General features: G+C 61.0%; 23 protein-coding genes. 19 read left to right on the top strand and 4 right to left on the bottom strand.

Annotation, left to right across the window (positions count from 1 at the left end):
- The first annotated feature begins 224 nt into the window (after positions 1-224).
- From HNQ50_RS07210 to HNQ50_RS21900, 3 genes are all read left to right on the top strand, one after another.
- Positions 225-542 (top strand): hypothetical protein, encoded by a 318-nt coding sequence (locus HNQ50_RS07210; RefSeq protein ID WP_184099039.1) that lies wholly within the window; start codon positions 225-227, stop codon positions 540-542.
- A 102-nt stretch (positions 543-644) separates the two neighbouring features.
- On the top strand, positions 645-1,439 hold the full coding sequence (locus HNQ50_RS21895) for a hypothetical protein (protein ID WP_221303034.1): 795 nt from the start codon (positions 645-647) through the stop codon (positions 1,437-1,439).
- 39 nt (positions 1,440-1,478) lie between these two features.
- Positions 1,479-2,219, top strand: a complete 741-nt coding sequence (locus HNQ50_RS21900; protein ID WP_221303035.1) for a GGDEF domain-containing protein — start codon at positions 1,479-1,481, stop codon at positions 2,217-2,219.
- A 71-nt stretch (positions 2,220-2,290) separates the two neighbouring features.
- On the opposite strand, the gene HNQ50_RS07220 is transcribed toward HNQ50_RS21900, so the two are convergent.
- Positions 2,291-3,649, bottom strand: a complete 1,359-nt coding sequence (locus HNQ50_RS07220; protein WP_221303036.1) for an LLM class flavin-dependent oxidoreductase — start codon at positions 3,647-3,649, stop codon at positions 2,291-2,293.
- Positions 3,650-3,917: 268 nt separating this feature from the next.
- Here HNQ50_RS07220 and HNQ50_RS07225 point away from each other — a divergent pair, with 268 nt between their 5' ends.
- From HNQ50_RS07225 to HNQ50_RS07235, 3 genes are all read left to right on the top strand, one after another.
- On the top strand, positions 3,918-5,861 hold the full coding sequence (locus HNQ50_RS07225; RefSeq protein WP_184099041.1) for an ABC transporter ATP-binding protein: 1,944 nt from the start codon (positions 3,918-3,920) through the stop codon (positions 5,859-5,861).
- Between the two features lie 41 nt (positions 5,862-5,902).
- Positions 5,903-6,493: a malonic semialdehyde reductase gene (locus tag HNQ50_RS07230; protein ID WP_184099043.1), complete on the top strand. Its 591-nt coding sequence runs from the start codon at positions 5,903-5,905 to the stop codon at positions 6,491-6,493.
- Between the two features lie 142 nt (positions 6,494-6,635).
- Complete coding sequence (locus tag HNQ50_RS07235) at positions 6,636-7,727, top strand: ABC transporter substrate-binding protein (protein WP_184099045.1); 1,092 nt, start codon at positions 6,636-6,638, stop codon at positions 7,725-7,727.
- Positions 7,728-7,746: 19 nt separating this feature from the next.
- On the opposite strand, the gene HNQ50_RS07240 is transcribed toward HNQ50_RS07235, so the two are convergent.
- Both HNQ50_RS07240 and HNQ50_RS07245 read right to left on the bottom strand, forming a co-directional pair.
- On the bottom strand, positions 7,747-8,724 hold the full coding sequence (locus HNQ50_RS07240) for a TauD/TfdA dioxygenase family protein (RefSeq protein WP_221303037.1): 978 nt from the start codon (positions 8,722-8,724) through the stop codon (positions 7,747-7,749).
- A 234-nt stretch (positions 8,725-8,958) separates the two neighbouring features.
- A complete protein-coding gene (locus HNQ50_RS07245; RefSeq protein WP_184099047.1) occupies positions 8,959-10,083 on the bottom strand; it encodes a sigma-54 interaction domain-containing protein in 1,125 nt (374 codons plus the stop codon).
- A 220-nt stretch (positions 10,084-10,303) separates the two neighbouring features.
- On the opposite strand from HNQ50_RS07245, the gene HNQ50_RS07250 reads away from it, so the two are divergent.
- The 6 genes from HNQ50_RS07250 to HNQ50_RS07275 all read left to right on the top strand — a co-directional run bounded on the left by HNQ50_RS07250 (position 10,304) and on the right by HNQ50_RS07275 (position 16,419).
- On the top strand, positions 10,304-11,335 hold the full coding sequence (locus HNQ50_RS07250; protein WP_184099049.1) for an ABC transporter substrate-binding protein: 1,032 nt from the start codon (positions 10,304-10,306) through the stop codon (positions 11,333-11,335).
- 176 nt (positions 11,336-11,511) lie between these two features.
- On the top strand, positions 11,512-12,681 hold the full coding sequence (locus tag HNQ50_RS07255; protein ID WP_184099051.1) for an LLM class flavin-dependent oxidoreductase: 1,170 nt from the start codon (positions 11,512-11,514) through the stop codon (positions 12,679-12,681).
- An 8-nt stretch (positions 12,682-12,689) separates the two neighbouring features.
- Complete coding sequence (locus tag HNQ50_RS07260) at positions 12,690-13,736, top strand: ABC transporter substrate-binding protein (protein ID WP_184099053.1); 1,047 nt, start codon at positions 12,690-12,692, stop codon at positions 13,734-13,736.
- 48 nt (positions 13,737-13,784) lie between these two features.
- The gene (locus HNQ50_RS07265; protein ID WP_184099055.1) at positions 13,785-14,852 is read left to right on the top strand and encodes an ABC transporter substrate-binding protein; all 1,068 of its coding nucleotides are present in this window, start codon (positions 13,785-13,787) and stop codon (positions 14,850-14,852) included.
- A gap of 2 nt (positions 14,853-14,854) precedes the next feature.
- Positions 14,855-15,658 (top strand): ABC transporter permease, encoded by an 804-nt coding sequence (locus tag HNQ50_RS07270; RefSeq protein ID WP_221303038.1) that lies wholly within the window; start codon positions 14,855-14,857, stop codon positions 15,656-15,658.
- Positions 15,655-16,419 (top strand): ABC transporter permease, encoded by a 765-nt coding sequence (locus HNQ50_RS07275; protein WP_184099057.1) that lies wholly within the window; start codon positions 15,655-15,657, stop codon positions 16,417-16,419. The genes HNQ50_RS07270 and HNQ50_RS07275 overlap by 4 nt, the downstream gene beginning before the upstream one ends.
- On the opposite strand, the gene HNQ50_RS07280 is transcribed toward HNQ50_RS07275, so the two are convergent.
- Positions 16,413-17,117, bottom strand: coding sequence for a hypothetical protein (locus HNQ50_RS07280; protein WP_184099059.1), 705 nt, complete (start codon positions 17,115-17,117; stop codon positions 16,413-16,415). The genes HNQ50_RS07275 and HNQ50_RS07280 overlap by 7 nt on opposite strands.
- 174 nt (positions 17,118-17,291) lie before the next feature.
- Here HNQ50_RS07280 and HNQ50_RS07285 point away from each other — a divergent pair, with 174 nt between their 5' ends.
- The 7 genes from HNQ50_RS07285 to HNQ50_RS07315 all read left to right on the top strand — a co-directional run bounded on the left by HNQ50_RS07285 (position 17,292) and on the right by HNQ50_RS07315 (position 25,922).
- Positions 17,292-18,455 carry an LLM class flavin-dependent oxidoreductase gene (locus HNQ50_RS07285; protein WP_184099061.1) on the top strand — a complete coding sequence of 388 codons (1,164 nt, stop codon included), beginning with the start codon at positions 17,292-17,294 and terminating at the stop codon, positions 18,453-18,455.
- Between the two features lie 15 nt (positions 18,456-18,470).
- A complete protein-coding gene (locus tag HNQ50_RS07290) occupies positions 18,471-19,532 on the top strand; it encodes an ABC transporter substrate-binding protein (protein ID WP_184099063.1) in 1,062 nt (353 codons plus the stop codon).
- The gene (locus HNQ50_RS07295; protein ID WP_184099064.1) at positions 19,529-20,728 is read left to right on the top strand and encodes an MFS transporter; all 1,200 of its coding nucleotides are present in this window, start codon (positions 19,529-19,531) and stop codon (positions 20,726-20,728) included. Before HNQ50_RS07290 ends, HNQ50_RS07295 begins: the two co-directional genes overlap by 4 nt.
- Positions 20,725-21,582, top strand: a complete 858-nt coding sequence (locus tag HNQ50_RS07300; RefSeq protein WP_184099066.1) for an ABC transporter ATP-binding protein — start codon at positions 20,725-20,727, stop codon at positions 21,580-21,582. Before HNQ50_RS07295 ends, HNQ50_RS07300 begins: the two co-directional genes overlap by 4 nt.
- Positions 21,583-21,650: 68 nt before the next feature.
- On the top strand, positions 21,651-22,382 hold the full coding sequence (locus HNQ50_RS07305; RefSeq protein ID WP_184099068.1) for a class II aldolase/adducin family protein: 732 nt from the start codon (positions 21,651-21,653) through the stop codon (positions 22,380-22,382).
- A gap of 557 nt (positions 22,383-22,939) precedes the next feature.
- On the top strand, positions 22,940-25,192 hold the full coding sequence (locus HNQ50_RS07310) for a TonB-dependent receptor (protein ID WP_184099070.1): 2,253 nt from the start codon (positions 22,940-22,942) through the stop codon (positions 25,190-25,192).
- Between the two features lie 70 nt (positions 25,193-25,262).
- Positions 25,263-25,922, top strand: a complete 660-nt coding sequence (locus HNQ50_RS07315; protein WP_184099072.1) for an energy transducer TonB — start codon at positions 25,263-25,265, stop codon at positions 25,920-25,922.
- Positions 25,923-26,070: the final 148 nt, after the last annotated feature.

The raw sequence follows: 26,070 nt of genomic DNA on the forward strand, positions 1-26,070 counted from the left end.
CTCCTGTTGCCCTTCACGCTAGTCCAGGAACACCCATCAGCCAATACGGGATGCCCCGCAACGCGAACACCCGTACTTGGCGCACGACGGTTATGGCGCACTTAAGTTCTTGAATACGCTGTGGTAAAACCAGGCAGGATTTTCGGGTATTTGTTCGCAGCAAGTACTTTCATCGGCATATCAAAATTCGCTCAGTCTCAATTTCGAGATGAAGGAGCGATCCCATGGCAAAACCTGTCCTTATTCTTGCTACCGCCGCGCTGTTCACCATGACGGGCGCATTTGCCGCCGAAACCGTCGTTGTCCAGCAACCCGTACCGGTGTACGCACCCGCCCCGGCACCGGTACTACCTGCTGGTGGCGCCGTGATGGGCATGGCCGTGGGCGCGGCCATTGCCAATAACAACAACGATGAGGTCAATGTGAATGTAAACCGGTCCACCAATATCCAGCGGGACCAGGTGCAACACTACAACCGCAATACCTCTGTCGACACCCAGCGCGACGCCAATCGTCCCCGCCGCCAGGGCCGTAGTCGCTAACCGCGCGCCCGGATCGGCCAGGATCATGGGACATAACAACACCACAGACCACGCATGCCCCGTCAGCAACACCCACATCTGCCGAAAGCACAAGGCAAATCCATGACCAGGCGCCTGGCGCCGCGCCACTGGCTGGATTACGCCCAGCGCAGGCTGAGCTGGACCGCGCAACGTGTGTTACTGCTGGTGTTCGTCCTGCTGCAGTGCTCGCTCTTTGCGGGCCACCTGCTCTATCAACGCAACTACATTGAGGATCAGGCTTCCCGCATCCTGCGTAACACCGCGCTATTGAAGGCGGAGCAATTTGAGGCCGATATCAATGCCATGCGTTACCAGATGCGGGTCATTGGCAATGCGCTATTGCTGAACCACACCGTCCCCCCGGCAGATGTCACCCCGTTTCTGCTGCAAGAACTGAAACAGGATTGGCTGGACGGTGTGATTGTATTCAATGCCACTGGCGATTTTGTGGCGCAAAAGGCGTCGTTTCCGCTCAACCTGGCCCTGAGCGCGCGCACGCTTGAGCAAGCCAGCTTTCGCAACCAGCCGCTGTTCACCTACCTGCGCACTGCCGACGTCGACGAAAAGCTGTTTTATTGGCAAAGCAGCGGCGCCAACCCGCATCTGGGCGGGTTTGTCATCTACCGGGCTGTTCGCGGCCCGCAAGGGCGTTATCTGGGCGGTACGGTGGGTTATTTCAACTCCACCAGCATGGCCACCCTGTTTCAGAAGATGGAAAACGAGGGGTTCTACATTGGCCCTGGCGGGGCGATGACCGTGCTGGATCGGGACAACGGCATGGAACTTGCCCGGATGGGTGCTGGCCCCGCCCCCGGAGCACCCCGCACCAATCCGCAACTGGCGCAATTACTGCGCTATGCCAGTGACACAGCCTAGGTTCATCACTATGTCTCTCCGATTGATGGCGTGCCGCGTATGGGCGTGTTTCTTAACATCAACGAAGGCAAGTGGGTGCTCGGGGTTGGGCTGGCGGAGCGGGATATTTTGCACGGCTGGCGCTGGCAGGTCTGCTGGACGGTTCTGGCCTTGCTGATTACCGCCGGTTTGCAATGGATGCTGCTGCACTACATTCATGCCAACTTCTTGCAACGTGAACGGCTGGGACAGGAAGCTCGCCAGGACCCGCTGACCGGTCTGGCCAACCGGCGCGGTTTTGATGGGCGGGCGCAGCGTGCGTGCAGTCAGGCGCTGCGCTATGGCTACCCGGTCAGCGTGCTGACGCTGGATCTGGACCTGTTCAAGCAGATCAACGACAGCTACGGTCATGACGGTGGTGACGCTGTATTGCGGTGTGTAGCACAAACTTTGCAACGGCAATTGCGCGCGGGCGATATCGCCGCCCGCTTTGGTGGCGAGGAATTTGTCGTAGCCATGCCGCACAGCGGACTGGCGGCAGCGGCCGACGTCGCGGAGCGGATTCGGGCCAGCTTCGCCACCCAGACAGTGACATTTGGCGATCGGATCATCCGCTTTACCGCGAGCTTTGGCGTTGCGCAACTCACGGCGGTGGAACTAGAGGCGCATGAAGGCATCCATGCCGCGCTAGCGCGGGCGGATCAGGCGCTTTATCGGGCAAAGCTGGAAGGGCGCAACCGGGTCTGCACCGAAGCCAGACCCGCTGCCACCTACCAACCCGGCACGGCGACCTGCCGCTGAATGGCTGCGGCGAGAGGTGCCTGGGCCGCGCCTCTCGCCGGCTGGGCTTTTTTTGAAAAAGATACGGACGATCAAGCGCTGCGGCGAACCTCATCGGTCACCGCATAACGGCTGGCCGGACGACGCAGACCCAGGTTTTCCCGCAGCGTGGCGCCCTCGTATTCAGTGCGGAACAGTCCGCGCCGTTGCAGCTCCGGAATCACCAGTTCCACAAACAGATCGAGTGACTCTGGCAATACTGGCGGCATGATATTGAAACCATCAGCCGCTTCGTTTTCAAACCAGAGCTGGATTTCATCGGCAATCTTTTCTGGCGTACCCACCACCACGCGGTGACCCCGTGCGCCCGCCAGATTCTCGTACAACTGCCGCAAAGTCAGATCGCCGCGCTGCGCCAGATCAGTCACCAAGGCCAGCCGACTGGTGGTGCCATTGGTATTGGCGGCAAACGGCGGCAACGGGCCATCAAGGTCATAAGCAGTCAGATCGACACCAGGAAAGAACGGCTGCAGGATTGAAATACCCACATCAGGGTGGATCAAGTCCTGCAACTGGCGGTTATAGGCCTCGGCTTCTTCCTGGGTGCGACCCACCACGGCAGACAGACCCGGCATGATTTTCAGATCGTCCGGGCTGCGGCCATAGCGCGCCAGCCGCCCTTTCACATCCCGATAAAACGCCTGGGCTTCTTCCAGCGTTTGCCAGGCCGCAAAAATCACCTCTGCGGTACGCGCAGCCAGTTCCCGCCCGGCATCGGAGGAACCGGCCTGCACGATCACCGGATGCCCTTGCGGCGGCCGCGAAATATTCAGCGGCCCGGTGACGGAGAAATGCTTGCCTTTGTGGTTCAGCGTATGCAGTTTGTCCGGATCGAAATACACGCCACTGGCTTTGTCCCGCGCAAAAGCGTCGTCATCAAAGCTGTCCCAAAGACCGGTTACCACATCCAGAAACTCTTCAGCCCGTTCATAACGCAGGGCATGTGCCAGATGCTCCGCCTGGCCAAAGTTGCCGGCGGCCTGTTCATTACCGGTGGTGACCACATTCCACGCGGCGCGGCCTTTGGAGATGTGATCCAGCGAGGCAAATTTGCGGGCCAGCAACCAGGGCTCGTTATAAGTGGTGGAGTCAGTCGCCACAAAACCGATATGACGTGTGGTGGCCGCCAGCGCGGCAAACAGGGTTACGGGTTCAAAGGTGGCAATACGGCCGTAGCGACTGCGGGCGGCATCGTCACCCCGCGCATAAATGCCGGGGCTGTCGGCCAGAAACACCAGATCAAACAAGCCGCGCTCGGCAATCTGCGCCACTTGCTGATAGTGATCGATATTGGTTCCGGAATCGGCCTGCGAACCCGGGTGCCGCCATGCGGCAATGTGATGGCCAGTCGCCTGGATGAATGCGCCAAGGCGCAGCTTGCGTTCGCTCATGATGAATGACACTCCGTGATAAATCGTCTGGTGTGTCTTGTTCAGCAGAAGCCGTGCCAGCCACGGAAAAGGCCCTGCACCGTGCGCCCGGCTGTTCATGGGGCCGGCTGATTGCGCAAAAAGCCACAGCAAACCCAACAGTTTGCGCAAGCTGGCGCAGTACCGGTGCTGCCCCCAGCGCGCCACAGCCGGATCAGCCGGCCTGGAACGAAGTCTGCTTGATCCCCCGCCAGATCATCTTTTCCTCGCCAAGGCGTTTCGAGAACCAATGAGCACATCCCAGACCCTGCGCCGCGCCGCCGGCACACCCACCTTGCCCGACACGCCCTTGCGCTTTGTGCTGTATTTTGTAGCGCAGTACCGCTGGCGCTATTTATCCATGCTGTTGTTTGAAACCGCCAACGCCAGTTGCGGGATTCTGATTCCGTACGCGCTGGGCCGCATCATCAAGGCGGTAACCCTGGCCCACGGCGCCACCAGCACCACCCTGGGCCAGCTATCCGGGCCGATTGCCTTGTATGTCTGTTTTTCGGTCGGGGAAGTCTTGTTCGGGCGCATTGCCGGCGCCATCCAGATCCGCCTTGGGCCCCGTCAGCGCCAAAGCGTGACCCGCGCGCTGTATCACTATCTGCAGCATCACTCGCATCGTTATTTCAGCAACAACTTTGCCGGCGCACTGGCCCACCGCATCAGCGAGACCGCCATGGGCGTCACGCAGACGCTGTGGTCCTTGCTGACCGAGTTCTGGCCCATTTTCATTGTGTTCAGCGTGTCGATTTTGCTGCTGGCACAAACCCATCATTTGCTGGCCTTGTTTGTGGGCCTGTGGGCGCTGGGCTTTGTCGGGATTTCCTGGCTGCTGGCACGCCGTTGCCAGCCGCACGCACTCAGTGCCGCCGCCGCACGCAGCGACACTACCGGCCATATTGTCGATTCCGTCAGCAATATAACCAGCGCCCTGTTGTTTGCCCGGCTGGACCATGAGCGCGCCCAACTGAACCAGATTCTGCAAGATGAATTCAAGGCGGTTCGCCGCGCCAACGGTTATTCCGAACGGGTGCGCTGGTTCCAGTTCAGCGCAGCGGCTGTACTCAAGATTGGCGTGCTGTATTACGCCTTGAAACTCTGGTCAGAGGGCGCGATCAGCGTGGGCGACTTTGTCATGGCCATCAGCCTGGCCTTGCTGATCATCAATGAGGCCCGCAACCTGAGCCGGCGTTTTCTGGAGTTCTTTGAGTATGTTGGCAACGTGGCCAACGGCGTGCGCACCATCATCCGCCCGCATGAACTCATAGACGTACCAGAACCGGCAACGGCGCAATTTCACGCCGGCAAAATCGAGTTCAAGGACGTCGACTTCAGCTATGGTCCAGGCAAACCGGTATTTGAACGACTCAATCTGACGATCCACGCCGGGCAGCGCGTGGGCCTGGTAGGCTACTCGGGCTCCGGCAAATCCACCTTTGTCAGCACGCTCTTGCGCCTGTACGACGTTGACGGCGGGCAGATCCTGATTGATGGGGCGGATATCCGCTCACTCAGCCAGGATTCCCTGCACGGTCAACTGAGCCTGATCCCGCAAGACCCGACGCTATTTCATCGTTCACTGCGGGAGAACATCCGCTACGGCAAGCTGGATGCCAGCGACAACGAGGTCATCGCCGCCGCACAAAAAGCCCACGCTCACGACTTTATTGAACAGATGAGCGACGGCTACGACGCCATGGTGGGCGAGCGCGGCGTCAAACTCTCCGGCGGGCAACGCCAGCGCATTGCCATAGCGCGCGTCATTCTGAAAGACGCGCCCATCCTGATTCTGGATGAAGCCACTTCCAGCCTCGATTCTGTGACCGAACAAGCCATCCAGGACACGCTTGATGACGTGATGCGCGGCAAAACGGTGCTGGTGGTGGCGCACCGGCTTTCCACCATTGCCCACCTGGACCGGATTCTGGTGTTCGATAACGGCCGGATTGTGGAAGACGGCAGCCACACGCAATTACTGGCCCGCAAAGGCGCCTATCACCGCTTGTGGAGCAAACAATCTGACGGGTTTTTGTCGGATACGCCAGACCAGCAGAACACCAGCCAATCCGCTGATTTATCACAACAAACAAGTCCACCCCAAACCAGCAGCAGTGCCGCCGCGCATCGGGTGGCAGATGGCGCACCGCCAGCCGCGCCATTGGGACCAGACGTATCTTTTGCCTGAATGCCATCCAGCGCATCCAGGCGCTTTCCAGGGAGAAAACCATGACCACCCCGCTCGCCCCCGCCGCCCTCGCCCAACTGTTTGACGAGGCTCGCTCCATCCACCGCTTTACCGACCGCCCGGTCACGCCCGCCACACTGCAGCAGTTGTATGAACTGCTCAAATGGGGCCCGACCGGCTTTAACGCCCAGCCGGCACGGTATCTGTTCATCACCACACCCGAAGCCAAAGCCCGGCTGGCACCCGCCTTGTCGAGTGGAAACCGGGACAAAACGCTGGCCGCACCGGTCAATGTAGTCATCGCCTTCGATAGCCGCTTTCATGAACACCTGCCCAGCCAGTTTCCCGCATACGACGCCAAAGGCTTTTTTGACGGTGCGCCAGACTGGATCGAACCCACGGCACGCACCAACGCCACGCTGCAAGCGGGTTATCTGTTTCTGGCGGCCCGCGCTTTGGGACTGGATGTGGGACCCATGTCCGGCTTCAAGCCCGATCTGATCGATGCTGCCTTCTTTGCCGATGGCCGTTTCAAATCCATCTTGCTGGCCAATCTGGGCTATGGCGAGCGCACCGGCCTGACGGAACGCGGCCCGCGCCTGGCGTTTGCCGACGTGGCCCAGGTGTTGTAACGGCACTGTACCAATCGGGCCAGTTTGTCTGCTGTCCTGTTGCACAAAGCTCAGGACAACGGACAAACCGGCCATTCAGGCGGGCCAAAGGCTGGAACAGTCCTTGCTCAAACACAGGACTTCTTTTCGTCCAGGATTTGTCATGACCCGCTCCTTTTTGCTGTTTGCCCTGCTGGCCTTGTTGCTGGCGGGCTTTGCCCTGGCGGACAACCCCAAGGTCATTCATTTTGGCATTGCTTCGGCCGGCTTTGGCACGCCGCCCCGGGTCAATACCGGCTGGTTGGCCGTGGCCCAGCAAGGCCATTATCTGGAGCAGGAATTCCAGAAAGACGGCATCCGCATTGACTGGGTGTTTTTCAAAGGCCAGGGGCCGGCGGTCAATGAGGCATTGGCCAACAACCAGCTGGATTTCAGCTCTCTGGGGGATTTGCCCTCAGTCATCGGGCGCTCGGTCGGGCTCGACACCCGGCTGATTCTGGTCAACGGTCGCGGCAGCCAGGGGTATGTCGCCACCCGGCCAGACTCGCCCATCAAGCGCGTCGAGGATTTGCGTGGCAAACGGATCGCCTTCAACAAAGGCACGGCCTCCCAGTTGTTTCTGGATCGGGTGCTTGCCGCTCACGGCATGACAGAGGCCGATATCAAAGGCGTCAATATGACGCCTTCTGCCTACACCGCCGCCTTTCTGGCCGGCGAAGTAGACGCCATTGCCGGCTCGCTGGATATCCTGGGTTTGCAGCAACGCCAACTGGCCCGCGTGATCTACAACAGCGGTGACGATGCCCGCATTACCGCTGCCGGCCATATTGTGGTGCGGCAAAAATTTGCGGCCCAATATCCGGAACTGACCCAGCGCGTGGTCAAAGCCTTGTTGAAAGCGGCGCTGTGGGCATCAGACCCGCAAAACAGCAATGCGGTGTACGCGCTGTGGACGCAAACGGGCTATCAACCCGAATCCGTTTACCGCGCGGAATACGCTGGCGTGCCCCTGGCCGAACGCTTGTCCCCGGTCTTTGATGAATACGCCATCGCCCGGGACAAACAGGCGGTGCAAGACTCGCTGCGCTTCAAGCTGGTCCGCAGCGGATTTGATGTGAACCAATGGGTGGACCAACGCTATCAACAGGCAGCACTGAAGGAATTGAAGCTGGAACACCATTGGCGCCCACTGGACGCCAACGGCAAACTGGTAGCGGGCCGGAGGCTGGACGAAGGCCAGATCCCGCATCCGTAACGCAAGCCCTGACACCCAGTCAGGTTTGCGAGCGGTTTGCCATGATCTTGCGCGCCAGTTCCAGGGCGGTCGGCACGTTGGTGCCAAAGAACTCGCCCTTCACCAGTTCAGAGTGAAACCCATCCACCCCAACCGGGATATCCCCGACGAGCGTGGTCCGGTACAGCACGCGCGCCACATTCAAATGATCCAGGTCTTGCGGCGACAGGTTGGCCGTGGCCCGGTTATCCCAGAACGCCACGTCACCGTTGTGCCAGTGGAAACGCACGGTATACGCCGGCCGGGCGATCTGCTCAAAAAACAATCCCAGTATCCGGTCACTTTCCGCCGCAGAAACATCCACAATATGCGAGGTAAACCCCGGATTCACAAACAGCGCCCGTTCCCCGGTTTCCGGATGCACCCGCACCACCGGGTGTATGGCCACCAGCGGTTGCTCGATAAAGCGCTGTTGCAGTTTGCTGTCTTCCGGCAAGCGCTGGTTAGCGGCAAAGCGATGCTCGGCCTTGAGCACATCGGCCAGCGCCCGCACCGGGGCCGACAAACCCTCATAAGCGGCAACCAGGTTGGTCCACTGGGTATCGCCCCCGTAAGGCGGCACGTCTACCGCACGCAAGACGGTGGCGGCCGGCGGGTTCACTGCGGCGGTGACATCGGTATGCCAGCGTTTTTCGTATTCTGCCCAGCGCAACCCCTGACAGTGCTGCTGCCGGAACCGGTCTACCGGCAGAATTTGCGGGTGCTCAGCGACGGGTTCATCTTCGTACGGATGCGCATAGGTCACCTTGCCGAAGCGGGAGGTAAAAATGACTTGCTCGGCGTGACCAATCTGCTGATTACGAAAAAACACTACTTTCCATTTCAGCAGCGCTTGCCGTATGTCATAGACAACCGCGTCACTGAGCTTGTCGGCCAGATTGACGTTGCCGATTTCTGCGCCGATATGCCCAGCCAGTTGTCTGATGGTGATGCCGGAAGGGGCGGTAATCAAAGACACGCGGGGTTACTCCTCTGTGGCAATTCAGGTCATGGGTCAGACGACAACCCGCCCGCAATGCCTTCTGGTTGCAGGTTTCAAGCCGGTAACCAGAGCAGAAAACGTGCCAGTCAACAGACGGCGCCGCGCGGTGGTTTGAACAGGGCAAATGCGCAAGAACCTGCGCCGATAACGACAAACTGTGAGAAATCCAGCACCGCCAAGCCGTGGCATCGACACCCCGGGGCGGCTTGTTCAGCCATTAGCCACGTGCCCTGGGGCATCCCGCCGCCCGCGCGCTGTCTGGCCCAACAGGTCATAACGCGCCAGCAGGGTACGGATTTCGTTACGGGTCAGCCCTAGCAAGGCGGCAGCCCGCAACTGGTTCTGACTACTGAACTCGAATGCTTCGCGCACCAGCATCCCCTCAAGCTGGCTGAACAGTCCTTCCGGCTGGTTGGTTTCAAACAACCGGGTTAGCTGACTGCGGATAACCTCCAGCGGTGTTTCCTGCGGCAGCGCGGGCCTTGCCGGTGCACTGCGGGCCATTGAGGCGGCAGCAGAGGAAAACTTCAGGTGTTCCGGCTCAATCCTGGCGTGGCCGGAGACCAGAATGGCAAAGTGGATCACGTTTTCCAGCTCGCGAATATTGCCCGGCCAGGCGTATTGCCGGAGCGCAGCGGCGGCAGCGTCCGAAATATCCGGCAGCGGCAGGTTCAGCCGCTGACTGTATTGCCCCAGAAAGTACTCGGCCAGCGGCATGATATCGCCCGTGCGTTCCCGCAAGGGCGGCAAGGTCACCTGGGCAATGTTCAGCCGGTACAGCAAATCCAGCCGGAAATGCCCGGCGGTGACCGCGTCATCCAGATCAACGTTGGTGGCGGCCACCAGCCGGACATCAATGGGAATGGGTTTGCGTGAGCCGATACGCACCACCTCACGCTCTTGCAGTACCCGCAGCAGTTTGACTTGCAGGTTAAGCGGCAGATCGCCAATTTCATCCAGAAACAGCGTGCCGCCGTTGGCCGCTTCAAACCAGCCCTCCCGCCTGCCGGTGGCGCCGGTAAACGCGCCGGCCTCATGCCCGAACAATTCGCTCTCCGCCAGTTGTTCGCTGATCGCCCCGCAATTGACCGCCACAAACGGTCCCTTGCGGCGCGACAGCAAATGAAAATGGCGGGCAATCAATTCTTTGCCGGTACCGGTCTCGCCGGTAATCAGAATGGGGGCCTCGGACGGGGCCAGGCGCTCCACATACTGCAACAGCGCCCGGGAGGCCGGGTCGACAAAGACCAGCGCCTTGGCCCGGATGGACAAGGGCTGGGTTTCCCCTTGCGGCATGGCCAGCAACGGTGAATTGGCGGGTGGGTTCTGACCCATGGGAAAGCTCCGGTTGGTACGGCTTGATGCCAGACTATAATCAATCCTTCTATGTAACAAAAAATAATTAGAAATTGTGTCTATATTCTTTTGAAAGATAAAGAAGGCGTGCCAACATGGTCCACATTGAGGCCAGCGGTCATTTGTTGGCATGTTTTGTGCTGGATACGGTTGCCCCACCCATCGGGGGCAACTGTCGCAACTCTGGAGTATCGATTTCATGACGAACACGGTAGACACGGTCTGGTACACCCGCTGTCCGGACCCTACCCCACTTGGCCTGGCGGCGCGTCTGGGCTGGATTGACGAAGAATTCGCCCACGATGATTTTGCCGTGCGCACCATGCATGAGGTCCCTGATCCAACCCTGCAACTGTCGTATCTGACTCACCATCAGCGCTATTCCATCCGCCAGGGCGGCAATGTGCCGGCGCTATGGGCCAGGGCCAGCGGCGCGGACACCCGCTTGATCGGGCTGTCCTGGGCGGATGAATATCAAGCCATTCTCACCCTGCCAGACTCCCCCATCCGCACCCCGGCTGATCTGCGCGGTGCGCGGCTGGCGCTGCCAGAGCGCCCCACCCGCGTTGATCAAGCCAGAGCCGGCGCTTTGCATGGTTTTCTGGTGGCCTTGCAACTGGGCGATGTGGCAGAAGAAGAAGTCCGGTTTGTGCCGGTCGCCGTAGAGCCGATTGTTTACCAGAAGCCGCATATGCAGTTTTTTGGGGGCTATGGTGTCTTTGCCGAGTTGATTGAAGCGCTGGTTACCCACCAGGTGGATGCCATCTATGTCAAAGGCGCGCCCGGCATTCAGGCCGCGCGCAAGCTGGGCGCGCACGAAGTCATTGACCTGCGCCGCTGCACCGACCCCAATCACCGCGTCAACAACGCCGCGCCGCGCCCGATTACGGTCGATAGCGCCTTGCTGAACGAGCGCCCGGATGTCGTCGTCCGCTTTTTGCGGCGCATTGCAGATGTCGGCTACTGGGCCCCGGCGCACGCCGCAGAAACCGTGCATTACATCGGCCAGGAAACCGACGCACCAGAAGACGTGGTGCGGGCCGCGTATGGGCGCAATGTGCATCTGTACCAGCGGCTGGAGTTATCCAACCAGTCCATCTCGGCCCTCAAGAGCTACAAGCGCTTTCTGTTCGAGCGCCGCTTTCTGCCCCGCGACTTTGATCTGGATGACTGGATCGACCCGACCCCCCTCAATGAAGTGGGCCGCAGTCTGGAACTGCATTACGGCTAAACCCGCAGATACAGTGCTGAAAAACCACCAGCTACAGACTCGTCTGGTGGTTTTTCAGCACCCCTTCCCCGCCCCAAACCCTGCGCACACCCGCGCAGACGTTGTTCTCCCGCATGGCACGGAAACTGCTCAATGAGCTTGACCGCGGCGCTCGCCGCAGCAAGGAGCACGAACCGATGTCGATTGAATTTCTGTGGCGGTTACCGGTCCACGGTGACGGCCGTAATGCGCATGACCAGCACACCCGTGGCGAATGGAATGCCCGCCCGGCCCACCGTGTAGCCCCACGGCGCGATGAGGATGGCTTTGCGTATATTGACTATCTGGCCCAGGTGGCGCGCGCGGCCGATATCAACCACTTCCATGGCGCCTTGATCCCGGCGTTTCGCCACACTGAAGAACCGTGGATGGTGGCCGCAGCCCTGGCGCGCGAAACCCGCCGGCTGCGCTTGCTGATTGCCATCCAGCCGTGGTTTATCCACCCGTCTTATGCCACGCAAATGGCTGCCAGCCTGCAACGGTTGAGTCAGGGCCGGGTGGAGTGGAACGTCATTACTGGCGGTGGCGGCGCGGAACAAGAAGCTTATGGCGACTTTATCAGCCACGATCAGCGTTATGAGCGGACTGGCGAGTTCCTCGATTTCATCAAGGGTTATGCCTCAGGCGAGCCGTTTACCTATGAGGGCAAGTACTACAAGGTCAACGAAGGCGGCCTGACCGCACCGATGACGCAATACCCCACGCCGCGCATCTGGCTGGCTGGCGCCAGCCCTGCGGCCATGCACGTGGCCGCGCGTCATGGGGATATTCATCTGACCTGGGGCGAACCGCTGGCCAAACAAAAAGAAGTGATCGACCAGGCCCGTCGGGCGCTGGAAGCCACCGGTAGCGAACGGGAATTGGGTTTCGGTATGCGCATCGATATCCTGGCGCGCGATACCGAAGAAGAAGCCTGGGCCGAACTACGCCGCATGTATGGCACGGTGACGGACCAGACGCTGGGCTTTGGTCATCGCCGGCGTACCGGCGCCACTGAATCTGTCGGCGCACAACGGCAATTTGCGCTGCACGGCGGCGCGCGGGATTTTGATTCGCTGATCGTTGGGCCCAATTTGTGGTCCGGCATGTCCAGCGTGCGTGGCGGGCCGGGCTGCGTGATTGTCGGCAACTACGAACAAGTGGCCCAGCGACTGGCCGAGTACGTGGACATTGGCGTCAGTCACTTTATCCTGGCCAGCAATCCGCACCTTGAAGAGGCTTATCGCGTCGGTGAGGAAGTCTTGCCGCTGGTGCCCCAAGCCGTCAAACGGCAACTGGCATCCACCCCCGAACCCGCCATCGCGTAAGGCCCGCCATGACACAAACAATCTGGTATACCCGCTGCCCGGTCCCCACGCCGCTGGGCATTGCCGCCCGCCAGGGCTGGTTTGATCAGGAATTTGCGGCGGATGGCATTGCCATCCGCTCCTTGCAGGATGCCAACGTCTCTGCCGCACAACGCCGTTCACACATCGACCACGATCTGCCGCACTCCTGGCGCCAGGGCGGCAGTATTCCGGCCTTGTGGGCTCGCAGCATGGGGGCGGATACGCGTGTTCTGGGCTTCTCCTGGGTCGATGAATCCCAGTTGATCATCACCCGCCACGACTCGGGCATCAGCGGCCTTGCCGGCTTGCGCGGCCGGCGCATTGGCTTGCCGCTGCGCGAAGGCCAGGGCATTGATATTTTCCGGGCGATGGCATTGCGGGGCTTTGTCAGCGCCTTGTCGCTGGCCGGCTTAACCCTGGCGGATGTCGAAGTGGTGCTGGTGCCCGTACCAGAGACACCAGACATTGCCATCAACCCGGAACAAGGCGGTGCGCGCCAGCCTTCCGCCCTGCGCAGCCGCCGCTTGTACGCGGCAGAAACCGGCGCCCTGTTGCGCGGTGAAGTGGATGCCATTTATGCCAAGGGTTCGCTGGGGCTGGAGTTGGCGTACATCGTCGGCGCGCGCGTACTGGTAGACATTGGCTTTCATCCGGACCCGCACATCCGCGTCAACAATGGCTCGCCCCGCCCCATCACGCTGGACGCCGCCGCACTGACGCAACACCCGGATCAGGTGCGCCGCTTTTTGCGCCGCATCGTCGAGGTGGGCGACTGGGCGCAACAGCACCCGGACGCCACCGTGGACTGGCTGGCCGGCGAAACCGCCAGCGCGCCGGACTGGGTACGGCTGGCCTACGGCCCCCGCGTGCACGAGGGACTCTCCACCACGCTGGACGACGACACCATTGCCGCATTCGACGAGTTCAAACACTTCTTGCTACAGCACGGTTTTCTCCCGGCCGATTTCAGCGTGCGCGACTGGATCGACCCCGCGCCACTGGCCGATGTTCTGGACCAACGGCAGGCGGCCTGAGTCGCCCGTCGCACAACAATAAACCATCATCAGGAAAACACCCCGCTCATGTCTTTTCGTCATCTGCTTCTGACACTGGCCGGCGCACTGACGCTAGCCACCAGCGCCGCGACGCTGGCCGACACCCCGCCGCCACTCAAGGTTGTGCGCATTGCCACCATCACCTTTGCCAACAACGGCAAAGTGGGCCATACCGCTGAAAGCGCGGTGCTGGAAAATGACGGCTGGCTGCAAGCCGAACTGAAAAAGCGCGGGATAGCGCTGGAATGGGTTCCCGTCTCACCCGCCGCCGTGGGCCCGCAAGTCAATGAAGGCTTTGCCAATGGTCGTATCGATTTTGCCGGCTATGGCGATTTGCCCTCCATCATCGCCAATGCATCCGGCATTCAGACCCGCTTGATTGTGCCTGGCGGGCCGGGCAGCAACACCTATCTGGTGGTGCCGGCGGGGTCTAGCGCCAAATCCATCAAAGACCTGAAGGGCAAGCGCATTGCGCTGCACCGGGGCCGGCCATGGGAATACCCGTTCAGCAAGTTGCTGGCGGCCAACGGGCTGACCTTTAACGACGTCAAGATCATCAACCTGAACCCGCAAGCCGGTGCTGCCGCGCTGGCCTCGGGCAGTGTGGATGCCTTCTTCACGCTGGATGATGCGTATCTGCTGGCCGACAAAGGCGTGGGCAAGATCATCTGGGACAGCAAGCAATCTGCGCCGGACTGGAAAATGCGCGCCGAACTGTGGGGCCGCAAAGCGTTCATTGATCAGTACCCGGAGATTACCCAACTGATCGCCACCGCCCACATCCGCGCTGCACACTGGTCCGCCCAGGAAACCAACCGCAAGGCGTACTACCAGTTGGCTTCTGCCAGCGGCACACCGTTGAGCGTGATCGAACGCGAATACGCGGGCGATATCACGCCGTGGAAAGACCGCTTCTCCCCACTGTATGACAGCTTCTTGCAGGACCACTACCGCGACGAAGTCGCCTACGCCCGTAATGCCGGCGTCATCCATGCCGATCTGGATTACCGCAGCTTGTTTGACACGCGCTTTGTCGATGCAGCACTCAAAGACCCGGCACTGGCCGGGTTCTGGTCACCGCGCCGGGGCCAATAACCATGAGCTTGAGTCTGCCCTTGCCGGTTCGGGCGCTGCCCTGGCGGCGCCTGATCAACCACCCCGGTTTTTTGCTGGTCGCCCCCGCGCTGTTGCTGGCGGCATGGCAAACCGCGTGCAATAGCGGCGCGGTGTCGCCGCAGTTGCTGGTGCCGCCGGTACAAGTCTGGCGAACCGCACTGGCACTAATCAGCAGCGGTGAACTGTGGCAAAACCTGAGCGCCAGTCTGTACCGGCTGTTTACTGGTTTTGTGGCGGGCACGGTGGGCGGTCTGGTGTTTGGCGCTTTGCTGGGGACCAAACCACGCTTTGTGGTGTGGTTTGGCCCCACCTTCAACCTGTTGCGCCAGGTACCGGGCATTGCCCTTGTGCCCGCGCTGATTCTGCTGTTTGGCGTGGGCGAGACCTTCAAGATCGTCGTCGTGGGCAAAGCGGTGTTTTTTTCCGTGGCGCTGGCCACCGGCGAGAGCATCCGCGCCGTCTCCGGGCGCTGGTCCGAGGTGGGCGAGTTGTATCGCCTGAGTCACTGGCAGCGCCTGCGTTACATCACCCTGCCCGCGTCGCTGGCCCCGGTGCTGACCGGCATGCGCATTGGCCTGAACCGGGCGTGGATGGTGCTGGTGGCTACGGAGTTGATTGCCTCGGAAAGCGGTCTTGGGCAGATGATGGAAATGGCTCGGCAGATGTTCCAGATGGACGTGGTCATGGTGGGCATTGTGCTCACCGGCGTCATTGGTTTTGCGCTGGATCGCGGCCTGCGGGTCATCCAGCGGGCGTTATTGCGGCGACAAGGAGCTAACGCATGAGTGCATCCACCCCCTGGCCAGATCGCCTGCGCGGCCTGGTCATTCCCGCCGTGCTGTTAACCCTATGGCAGTGGGCCGCGCATCACAGCACGGTGTATGCCTACGCTTTTGTGCCGCTGGAACAAATCTGGCAAGGCTTGCTGCAATCGGTGACGGATGGCGGCTTGTTCATCAACCTGGGGGCCAGCCTTGCCCGTACCAGCGCCGGCCTGTTGATAGGCAGCGTGGCGGGCCTGGCACTAGGCGGCATTCTGGCGCTGTCCCCGCTGGCTGACAAACTGGCCGGCACGCTGTTTCATGCCCTGCGCCAGGTGCCGCTACTGGCATGGGCGCCGTTGATCGGGCTGTGGTTTGGCAATAGCGAGCCAGCACGCCTGCTGGTCATCAGCCTGGCTGAGCTTTACCCCGTTACGCTCAACACCTTTGAAGGACTGCATCAAACGGAACAGCGCCACCTGGAGCTGGCTGGGCTCTACCAGTTGAACCTGTGGCAGCAATTCTGGCGGGTGCGCCTGCCAGGGGCCTTGCCGCAGGTTTTTACCGGGCTGATGCATGCGCTGACCTTTGCCTGGATCAGCGCCGTGGGTGCGGAAATGCTGTTTTCCGCCGGGCCGGGTATTGGTTCAATGATGCTGACGGCAGAAACCAATCAGCGCATGGAGATCGTGCTGATTTGCGTAATCACCATTTCCATTATGGGTGCCTTGATGAACCTGGGCCTCGCCGCGCTGGCCCGGCGTTCACTGCGCTGGCATCAGTAGTTCACAATCCGTGACCCGGATGGAGCGTAGCCCGGATGAAGCCAAAGGCGGGAATCCGGGGTTGCGTCATTCGCAAGGTCACCGCGCCACCACCCCCACTTCCCGTCGTCCGCACCGTAAAACGGTGCTTGCCGAGATCGCCACCCCGGATTCTCGCTTCGCTTCATCCGGGCTACATCGCTGCGCACCAGTGATTTGCAATCGACCAGCCGCCGAAACTGAAAAACCCGCAGTCCTTTCAAAGCGCAAACCAGTTCGTAGCCCGGATGAAGCCGAAGGCGGGAATCCGGGGTTGCGTCATTCGCAAGATCGCCGCTCCACCATCCCGACTTCCCGTCGTCCGCGCCGTAAAACTTTGCTTGCCGAGATCGCCACCCCGGATTCTCGCTGCGCTTCATCCGGGCTACTTCGCTGCGCACCAGTGATTTGCAATCGACCAGCCGCTGAAACTGAAAAACCCGCAGTCCTTTCAAAGCGCAAACCAGTTCGTAGCCCGGATGAAGCCGCAGGCGGGAGTCCGGGGTTGCATCATTCGCAAGATTGCCGCCCCACGATCCCGACCTCCCGTCGTCCGCACCGTAAAACTTTGCTTGCCGAGATCGCCACCCCGGATTCTCGCTTCGCTTCATCCGGGCTACATCGCTGCGCACCAGTGGTTTGCAATCGACCAGCCGCTGCAACTGAAAAACCAGCAGCAATGTTGAAATCTCAACTTCCGCCTCACTGAATACCCAGCAGTCCTGTCAAAGCGCAAACCAGCCCATCCGCAATTTTTTCATTTATCCATTGAAAATCATCAAGTTACTTACCAGGCACGGCTCTTGCTGAAAGAGACACCAGACCGCACATCCGTTGCGGTGAGGGAGCATGCAATGAGTCTGGAATTTTTCTGGCGTTTACCGCTGGGTAGTGATGGCGCCAATCTGGCATCTGACAAAAACAACCGTGGCGCGGCCCAGCACGCGCCTGGTCATATCGCCCCCGGCCGCCTGCCGGATGGCTCGCCCGATGGCTTTAATTACATCGATTACATCGCCCAGGTGGCCAAAGCGGCGGAACTGGCCGGGTTTGAAGGCGCATTGCTGCCAACCGGGCCGGAGCCCTGGGTCGCCGCCGCCGCGCTGGCGCGGGAAACCCGCCGCCTCAAGTTTCTGATTGCCTTCCAGGCCACCTGGATTCTGCCCGCTTACGCCGCGCAAATGGCCGCAGCCTTGCAGCACCTCTCCGGCAACCGGGTGGAGTGGAACATCATCACCGGCGGCAACCCGGCTCAACAGCGCGCCAACGGTGACTTTGCCGAACACGACCTGCGTTACAAGCGCACCGGCGAGTTCCTCGACATCATCCGCGGTCTGTGGGCCAACCCGCAGTTCTCGTATCAGGGCGAGGTGTACCAGCTGGAAAACGGCAGCCTGCCGCCTGCACTGCGCCACGAGCGCATTCCGGGGATTTATTTCTCTGGCTTCTCTGATGCCGCCCTGGGCGTCGCCGCCCGCCATGCCGACGTCTATCTGAACTGGGCCGAACCCGTAGACAAGCTGGCACCGCATATCGAGCGCGTGCGGGAACTGGCCGACAAACAAGGCCGCTCCGTGCGCTTTGGGGTACGGGTCGATGTGCTGGCGCGCAGCACCGAAGAAGAAGCCTGGGCCGAAGCCCGCCGCCAGTACGGCCTGATTGATGACAACACCCGCGCCCGTTTGCAGTGGATCGGCAAAGGGTCGGACTCCGTGGGTGCGGCGCGCCAGCAAGCCTATTACCAGGATGCCGAGCGCTTTGAAGACCTGATCGTCGGCCCGAATCTGTGGTCTGGCTTTGGCAAGGCCCGGCCGGGGCCGTCGATCGGCATCGTCGGCAATTACCAGAACGTGGCCGAGCGCCTCAACGAATACCGTGAGGCCGGTATCAGCACCTTTATCCTGGCGGGCAACCCGCATCTGGAAGAAGCATTGCGCGTGGGGCAGGAAATCTTGCCGCTGGTGCACGCCGCCGCCCGCCAGCCCGCCCCCACCCGTGAACCCGCCCTGATCGCCTGACCGGAGAATCCCAGCATGAACCAAACATCGCTCCCTACCCTTTGGTATACCCGTTGCCCCGTGCCGACCGGCCTGGGCATCGCCCTGCAACAAGGCTGGCTGGATCAGGCCTTTGCCGCGCAATGCACCGAAGTGCGCTCGCTGCGGGAATCCAATGACCGCGCCGTGCGGGAATCGCACTTTGATCACACCTTGCAGAACTCCGTCCGGCATGGCGGCAATATCCCGGCCATCTGGGCACGGGGTTCTGGCCGTGACACCCGCGTGATCGGCCTGTCCTGGGCCGATGAAGTGCAGCTGATCCTGACCCGCCAAGACACCGGCATTCGCACCCCGGCGGACCTGAAAGGCCGCAAGTTTGGCCTGCCGCGCTGGCGTGATGTGCAGATCGACTTCACCCGCGCCCAGGCACTGCGCGGACTGGAAAACGCCCTCAAACTGGAAGGCCTGAGCGTGGCCGATGTGGAACTGGTGGACTTTGAAATCGCCGCCGGTTACAGCGACGCGCCCGCCAAAACCGGCGCAGGCGGCACAGTCTGGAACAACCGCACACATCACAACCATGAACTGGTGGGGCTGTTGCGCGGCGAAGTGGATGCCATCTTCCTCAAGGGTGCGCATGGCGCCCAGGTGGCGCGGGATTTCGGCTTGCATGTGGTCATTGATACCGGTAGCCATCCAGACCCGCTGATTCGCAGCAACAACGGCACGCCGCGCACCTTGACGGTAGACCAGCACTTGCTGACCCATCACTTTGATGCGGCGGTACGGATTGTTGATCAGGTGCTGCGCGCCGAACACTGGGCTTGGGCGCATCCAGACGAAACCCGCCGTTATCTGGCGCGGGAAGCCAATACCAGCGAGGCGCTGGTGATCACCGCCTACGGCGAAGATGCCCATCTGAAATTGCGCACCGACTTGTCCGAGACCTCCGTCGCGGCCTTGCAGGATTTCACGGACTTCCTCGCCCGCTGGCAATTCATCCCGCAACGCTTTGATGTACGGGACTGGATTGATCCGCGCCCGCTGGCCGCCGCCCAGCAACTGGATCATGCCCAGGAGGCCGTGCCGGCATGAGCGATTCCGCCACGCCCCTGGAGGTGCGCCGCTTTGTGCTGGCTTTTGCCGGGCTCAGCCTGATTTCCGGCATCACCATCGGCATGAACAAAATCCTCGGCACGTTGCTGGGTTTGCAACTGGGCGTAACCACCTGGCAGTTGGGGGTGATCAGCGGGGCAGAAACCCTGGCACTGGCCGTGGGCACGCTGCCGGCCGGGCGCATTCTGGGGCGGGGCGACCCGCGCGTCTGGTACGCGCTGGTCAGCCTGTTACTGGCGGGCGTGTTCATTGCCCTGCCCCGTCTGGGGCAGTGGCAATGGGTGGCGCTGGCCATGTTTGCCGCCGGCTTGTGCATCTCGTTTCGCATTGTGGCGATGAGCACGGTGTTCTTGCTGCAGTTGCCCCGCATCGGCCACGCCCGCGCCGGTTGGTACAAAGGCTCGCTCACGCTGGGTATCCAGTTTGCCGGGCCGCTGATTGCCAGCTATTTCACCGCCAATCTGGGCCTGACCATTGCCTTTGGCATCTCTGCCGCGCTATTCACTTTGCTGGCCGTGCTGGGTTGGGTGGTGTTGCCGGCAGAAACGGGGGCCCGCAAAGACCGTGCGCCAACCCGCTTGCGTGACGTACTGCGCATTGCGGACGTCCGCCGCGTGTACCTGTTTGAAGTGCTGGGCAGCATGACCAGTTCCGCCTGGGGCGTCTTTGCCATCTTGCTGGCCGTGCGCTTTTTGCACTGGCCGGCGCATACCGCGGTGTGGCTGGTGGCCTTGCAAGGCATTAGCTATGTGGTGGTGCTGTTCAGCGGTGGCCGCTGGCTGCTGGGCCCGCATAGCGAGCGCTGGTATCGATCCGGGCATGCGCTGATTCTGGCCAGTTTGCTGCTGGCCGGGCTGTTCCGCGCCGATGTGGCCTTTGTACTGGCCGCGCTGGGGTTTGGCTTTGGCCTGGGCATCAACAACCTCATTAATTTTGCCCGCATGGCGCAAGCGCCCGTCGACAAAAGCAGTGCCTCCGCCCACCTGACCCTGTTCCAGATGCTGGGTAGCGCCGCCGGGGCCATGGGTTCGGGCTGGCTGGGCAGCCGGCTGGGTCTGCAAACCGTCTTTCTGTTATGGACACTGCCCTGGATAGCCACCTGGCCGGGCTGGCAAACCCTGTGGCTGCGATTTACCCGCAATCCCGCCGTAATGGTCAACAAGGAAACCGCATGAACGCCCCTGTCTCGATCAAAACCTCAACCCACTTGCGTGGCGCCTTATCGGTCATTGGCATCCACAAAGTGTTCGGTGAAGGCGCTGCAGCACTACCGGTGTTAGAGGACATCAATCTGGCGATCCGGCCGGGCGAATTCGTCGCCATTGTCGGGGCCAGCGGTTGCGGCAAATCCACCTTGCTGCGCCTTTTGGCCGGGCTGGATACGCAGTTTGAAGGGGTGCTCTTGCATGACGGCGAACCGCTCAAGGGCACCAGCACCCAGCGTGGCCTGGTGTTCCAGGATCACCGCCTGCTGCCCTGGCTGACCGTGCGCCAGAACATTGATCTGGCTTTGCTCAACGCCGGGCTTGATACGACCAGCCGCCAGCAGCGCATTGCCGCCAGCGTGGAACAAGTGGGGCTGACCCCATTCATTGACGCCTGGCCCCATCAGTTGTCTGGCGGCATGGCCCAGCGTGCCGCCATTGCCCGGGCGCTGGCCGCCCGCCCGCAAGTGTTGCTGCTGGATGAACCGCTGGGCGCGCTGGATGCCCTGACGCGGCTGAAGTTGCAGCAAGAACTGCGCCGGCTCTGGCAGGAAGAAGCCATCACCATGGTCATGGTGACCCACGATATTGAAGAGGCGCTGTACCTGGCGGACCGGGTCATTGTGCTGGATGCCCGCCCCGGCCGGATCCGCAAGGAAGTCCCGGTTGATCTGCCCCACCCACGCAATCGCAATGCGGCGAATTTTGTCGCGCTGCGCGACGTCCTGCTGGCCGAATTCAGCGACGGGGTTCCCGCCGAACCCCTGCGTGAACCGCACCTGCAATGGGGCGGCGCCGACTGGCTGAAACGCATGAGCTGGTAAGCCGCCCCTCTCCCGTTTGTTTTAGTTGCCGCACAACCCCGTATTTTTTCCTACAAGGAATCCGCTCCATGTCCGTACAACCTGTCACCTCCACGCTGGAACGCTCGCTCGATGCCGATCTGGCCGAATTCGTCGCCGGGGTCCGCAAGGCCGCCATCAAGGCGGTCAAAGTACTCACCGAAACCGGCACGCTGTCTGCCACCGGCACCTTTGGTGCGGCAGAGCGCGTGCCCGGCCAGAACCGGCTGGTCTCTGTCGGTTACGGCGGCCCGTTTGCCGAAGGCGATGGCATCAGCGTTGCCATCGTGGAGTTTGATGGCACGGTGGTTTACAGCGAAGGCGGCGCAGCCGGTGGTGGCGCGCGTTACGCCGCCATTCTCAAGACACATCCGGACATCACCACGGTGATCCATGCCCACACGCCCTACCTGGGCGCCTGGGCCGGCGCGCACCGTACGCTGCCGCTGCTGTATGTACCGGCGCAACGCTGGACGCTGACGCGTGAAGTGCCGATCTATATCAACCGCCGCCAGGCCGAGTCTGCCTTCATTCTGGAAAAAATTGCAGAAGACCCGTACACCGAAGCCATTCTGGAGGCCAACGGCGGCTCTACCTTCTGGGGCAAAAAAGGCCTGCTGAAAACCTCGGCGCAAATTCTGGTGCTGGAAGAAGGCGCGCGTTTCCAGGCGCTGGCAGAACTCCTGGGCGGCACCAAGCCCTATGGCTCTGGCGTGCTGGAACAGCAATGGAAAATGAGTGGCCTGATCGACAAGGCCGACCCGGCGGTTTATTCCGCCTGAACGCACTAGCCCGCGCAGTTGTGTAGCCCGGATGAAGCAAAGCGGCAATCCGGGGCGGGGATGCTGCCCAGAACCAGACTCTGCGTGGATGCGTGGTCACCCCGGATTCCCGCCTTTGGCTCCATCCGGGCTACGGGGCTGATTAGAACCCTACTCTGCGTGGGTGCGTGGTCACCCCGGATTCTCGCTACGCTTCATCCGGGCTACGGGCCGATCCGGCGGTGTACGCCGTTTGAGGGTTGTAGGGTGGATTCGCGAAGCAATCCACCCTGGCGCATATTACAAAACCGGCCCGCGTGGCCGGTTTTGTTTTTTCCACAGAAACAGCAACGTACTTTTGTTTCAATGGTGAGAAAGCAACAGCGTTACTCAGATATCAACACCCAGCCTGCCCGACTCGCCAATCCGTCACCCTGAAAAACAAAATACCCATTTAAAAACAATGCATTAAAAAACACTCAATACATGGCACGGCCATTGCTATGTACCCCGTACCGGCTGACACAGCCACATACAACAAACCGGCAAATAACAAGCCGGCTCCACGGGGATTACCAATGCACCAGAAAACACAATGGCGGCTCACCGCCATCAGTACCGCCATTTTGGGGATCAGTCTGTTTGGCCCGGCGTTTGCCGCTCCGGCCACACAAGACGCCAGTGATGTCGCCAGCGCCGATACCTCGCAACAGATCGAGACCATCAACGTCACCGCCCAACGCCGGAGTCAGCAGATCCAGAAAGTGCCGATCGCGGTCACCGCTATTGGTGGCAAGGATCTGGATAGCGAGTCCATCCAGATCGCCAACGATATCGTGAAATACGTGCCCAACTTCAACGCCGACTCCACCGAAGGCCGCGAGCGCCCGCGCTGGTTCTTGCGCGGTATTGGTAACAATGATCCGTCCAACCTGTCGTTGTCACCCATCGCCGTGTATGTGGACGATGTGTACTGGAACAACGTTTTTGCCCAAGGCTTCCCGCTATTTGACCTGCAACGCATTGAAGTGCTGCGCGGCCCGCAAGGCACGCTGTGGGGCAAGAACACCACGGGCGGCGCCATTAACTACATCTCGCGCAAGCCCACGTTTGACGACACCAATGGTTACGCCCAGTTCAGCTACGGCAGTTTTGGTGATCGCAAGGTAGAAGGCGCAGTCGGCGGCGCGTTGTCCAATGATGTGCTGGCCGGTCGCGTCTCGTTCTTCAACGAGCAAAGCGATGGCTATATCAACAATACGTATAACGGCCAGAAGCTGGGCGGCTTGCGTGATACGGCGGTACGCGGCCAGTTGCTGCTGAACGCGGGCGATACGTCAGACTGGTTGTTGAACACCCACTATCGGGATTACTCCGGCGGCGGCAGCTTCTGGCAACTGGTGGGGGTGAATCCGGGCGGCAAAAACCAGTATGGCTATCTACCCTCGACCGATCCGTACAGCGTGTCGGAAAACGTGGCGCAGAATGACCATATCGAAAGCAACGGGATCGACCTGACCGGCCATTGGGAGATCGGCCGCCAGACACTGACCACCATCACCGCGCTGGAAAACGCCCACCGCACCTTTATCAGTGACGGGGATGGCTCACCGCTGGAAATCTCGCGCGGTTATTCCAAACTGGATACCCGGCAGATCTCGGAAGAAGTGCGTCTGGCCTCGCCGGCAGAAGACCGGTTCAACTGGATTACCGGCGTACACCTGTTCAAGGAAGACCTCAATTCCATCGCCACCTCCGGCACCTTGCCCGGCGGCCCGGCCGCGACGGCATTCCAGCAAACCAGCATCAATCAGGAAACCAGGAGCTTTGCCATTTTTGGCAATGCCACTTACCGTTTTACCGACAACCTGCGCCTCTCGGGCGGCCTGCGCTGGACCACCGAGAAAAAATCCATCGACCTGCTGGGTATCAACGGCACCGGCACGGTCGGTTTCCAGAGTCTGGACAACTGGTATCAACCCAGCCTGCTGACGGGCAATACCGTGGTCAAGGCGACGCAGAACGAGTCGCACACCTGGAGCGCGCCGACGTGGGATCTGACGCCGTCCTACTCGCTGACCGATAACGTCGAGACGTATTTCCGCTTTGCCCGGGGCTTCCGTTCCGGTGGTTACAACGGCGGTGCCACAACCCAGGCAGCAGTCAACACGGTCACCCCGGAATACCTGACCGACTACGAGCTGGGCATCAAGTCTGAATGGCTGGACAAGCGCCTGATCGCCAACCTCTCCGTGTTCCATTACGACTACAAGGACATGCAGGTGTTCGCCATTGCGCCGACCTCCAGCGGCCAGACCGTACAAACCTTGTCCAACGCCGCACGCGGTAAGGTCAACGGTGCGGAACTGGAACTCAAGGCCATTCCGCTCAAGGGTTTGACGCTGTCCGGCAATATTGGCCTGTTGCATACCGAGTACTCGGATTTCCCCACCTACGTAAACGGCGTGGCCGCCAACCTTTCGGGTAACGAGTTCCCGCGCTCACCGCATCTGACGGTGGCCGTGGGCGCCAGCTACCGGATTCCGGTCAGCGTGGGTTATGTCGATCTGGGCACGCTGTGGAACTACAAGGCCAAGGAATACTTCAACGCCATCTACCAGAACGATGCGATGGCCCAGGGCGGTTTCACCACGGGCGACGTGGAAGCCTCTTGGCATGGCAAGGATGACAAGGTGGTGGTCACCGGCTTCGTGCGCAATGTGACGGACAAGCAGTATCACACCCTGGCCGTGGTGCCGACCTATGGCGCGTATGAGTACATCAACTCCCAGCCGCGTTTTTACGGCGCACAACTGGGCGTGAAGTTCTGATTCGCCAAGATGGACAGAGCGGCCATGCACATGGCCGCTCTTTGCTTGAATCGACAGGTTGAACCGAACAATGACGAACACCGTGTATGGATATGGCCCGGGCCGGGCCGGCGGACGGCGGGCCACCGGTCTGGTGAGTGTGGTGGTGTTTCACGCCGTGCTGATCTACGCGCTGATTTCCGGCCTGGCGCAGGATGCGGTCAAGAAAATCCAGCAAAAGGTGGAGGTCTCCATCATCAGCGAGCCGCCACCACCTCCGCCGCCAACACCGCCACCCAAAGTGGAAAAAATCATCACCAGAAAGGCCCCGCCACCGCCGCAAGCCAAGGCATATGTACCGCCGGTGGAACACCCGCAGCCCGCACCAGCCCCTGCGGCCATTGTGGCGACCACCGCTGACCCGGCCCCGCAAGCACCCGCCCCGGCACCCGCTCCACCCGCCCCTGCACCCAGTGGTCCGGTTTCAGCCAAGGGCAATTGCGCGCATATCCAGCCCCCGGTGTATCCGGACAAGGCCATGGATGACGGCATTGGTGGCGCGGTGGATATCACTTTCACCACCGGCCCGGATGGCAAATTGAGCGGCACGCCCGAACTCACCATCAAGGGCATCCCGGCCTCTTACCAGCGGTATTTCCGCGCAGCGGTACTCAACGCGCTACAGGCCTACACCTGCAATCCGGACCTGCAACTCAAGCAGCACATCGCCTTCAATTTGTCCGATTCCTGACCGGAATCACCGTTAGCACAAGGGTCACGATCATGACTAAGCAATTCTCTACGTTCATCAAATCTTTCGCTGCTGTGGCCGGCCTGATGGCTGTGTCCGCTGTGGCCTCCGCCGCTGAAGGCGCCAACCCGTACGGCATCGACGCACT

Origin of the sequence: Silvimonas terrae (genome assembly GCF_014202765.1) — a bacterium.
Taxonomy (GTDB): Bacteria; Pseudomonadota; Gammaproteobacteria; order Burkholderiales; family Chitinibacteraceae; genus Silvimonas; species Silvimonas terrae.

Coding starts and splice junctions, on each gene's coding strand:
- HNQ50_RS07210 (WP_184099039.1), top strand. CDS start 225: ATGGCAAAACCTGTCCTTATTCTTGCTACCGCCGCGCTGTTCACCATG.
- HNQ50_RS21895 (WP_221303034.1), top strand. CDS start 645: ATGACCAGGCGCCTGGCGCCGCGCCACTGGCTGGATTACGCCCAGCGC.
- HNQ50_RS21900 (WP_221303035.1), top strand. CDS start 1,479: ATGGGCGTGTTTCTTAACATCAACGAAGGCAAGTGGGTGCTCGGGGTT.
- HNQ50_RS07220 (WP_221303036.1), bottom strand. CDS start 3,649: ATGAGCGAACGCAAGCTGCGCCTTGGCGCATTCATCCAGGCGACTGGC.
- HNQ50_RS07225 (WP_184099041.1), top strand. CDS start 3,918: ATGAGCACATCCCAGACCCTGCGCCGCGCCGCCGGCACACCCACCTTG.
- HNQ50_RS07230 (WP_184099043.1), top strand. CDS start 5,903: ATGACCACCCCGCTCGCCCCCGCCGCCCTCGCCCAACTGTTTGACGAG.
- HNQ50_RS07235 (WP_184099045.1), top strand. CDS start 6,636: ATGACCCGCTCCTTTTTGCTGTTTGCCCTGCTGGCCTTGTTGCTGGCG.
- HNQ50_RS07245 (WP_184099047.1), bottom strand. CDS start 10,083: ATGGGTCAGAACCCACCCGCCAATTCACCGTTGCTGGCCATGCCGCAA.
- HNQ50_RS07250 (WP_184099049.1), top strand. CDS start 10,304: ATGACGAACACGGTAGACACGGTCTGGTACACCCGCTGTCCGGACCCT.
- HNQ50_RS07255 (WP_184099051.1), top strand. CDS start 11,512: ATGTCGATTGAATTTCTGTGGCGGTTACCGGTCCACGGTGACGGCCGT.
- HNQ50_RS07260 (WP_184099053.1), top strand. CDS start 12,690: ATGACACAAACAATCTGGTATACCCGCTGCCCGGTCCCCACGCCGCTG.
- HNQ50_RS07265 (WP_184099055.1), top strand. CDS start 13,785: ATGTCTTTTCGTCATCTGCTTCTGACACTGGCCGGCGCACTGACGCTA.
- HNQ50_RS07270 (WP_221303038.1), top strand. CDS start 14,855: ATGAGCTTGAGTCTGCCCTTGCCGGTTCGGGCGCTGCCCTGGCGGCGC.
- HNQ50_RS07275 (WP_184099057.1), top strand. CDS start 15,655: ATGAGTGCATCCACCCCCTGGCCAGATCGCCTGCGCGGCCTGGTCATT.
- HNQ50_RS07285 (WP_184099061.1), top strand. CDS start 17,292: ATGAGTCTGGAATTTTTCTGGCGTTTACCGCTGGGTAGTGATGGCGCC.
- HNQ50_RS07290 (WP_184099063.1), top strand. CDS start 18,471: ATGAACCAAACATCGCTCCCTACCCTTTGGTATACCCGTTGCCCCGTG.
- HNQ50_RS07295 (WP_184099064.1), top strand. CDS start 19,529: ATGAGCGATTCCGCCACGCCCCTGGAGGTGCGCCGCTTTGTGCTGGCT.
- HNQ50_RS07300 (WP_184099066.1), top strand. CDS start 20,725: ATGAACGCCCCTGTCTCGATCAAAACCTCAACCCACTTGCGTGGCGCC.
- HNQ50_RS07305 (WP_184099068.1), top strand. CDS start 21,651: ATGTCCGTACAACCTGTCACCTCCACGCTGGAACGCTCGCTCGATGCC.
- HNQ50_RS07310 (WP_184099070.1), top strand. CDS start 22,940: ATGCACCAGAAAACACAATGGCGGCTCACCGCCATCAGTACCGCCATT.
- HNQ50_RS07315 (WP_184099072.1), top strand. CDS start 25,263: ATGACGAACACCGTGTATGGATATGGCCCGGGCCGGGCCGGCGGACGG.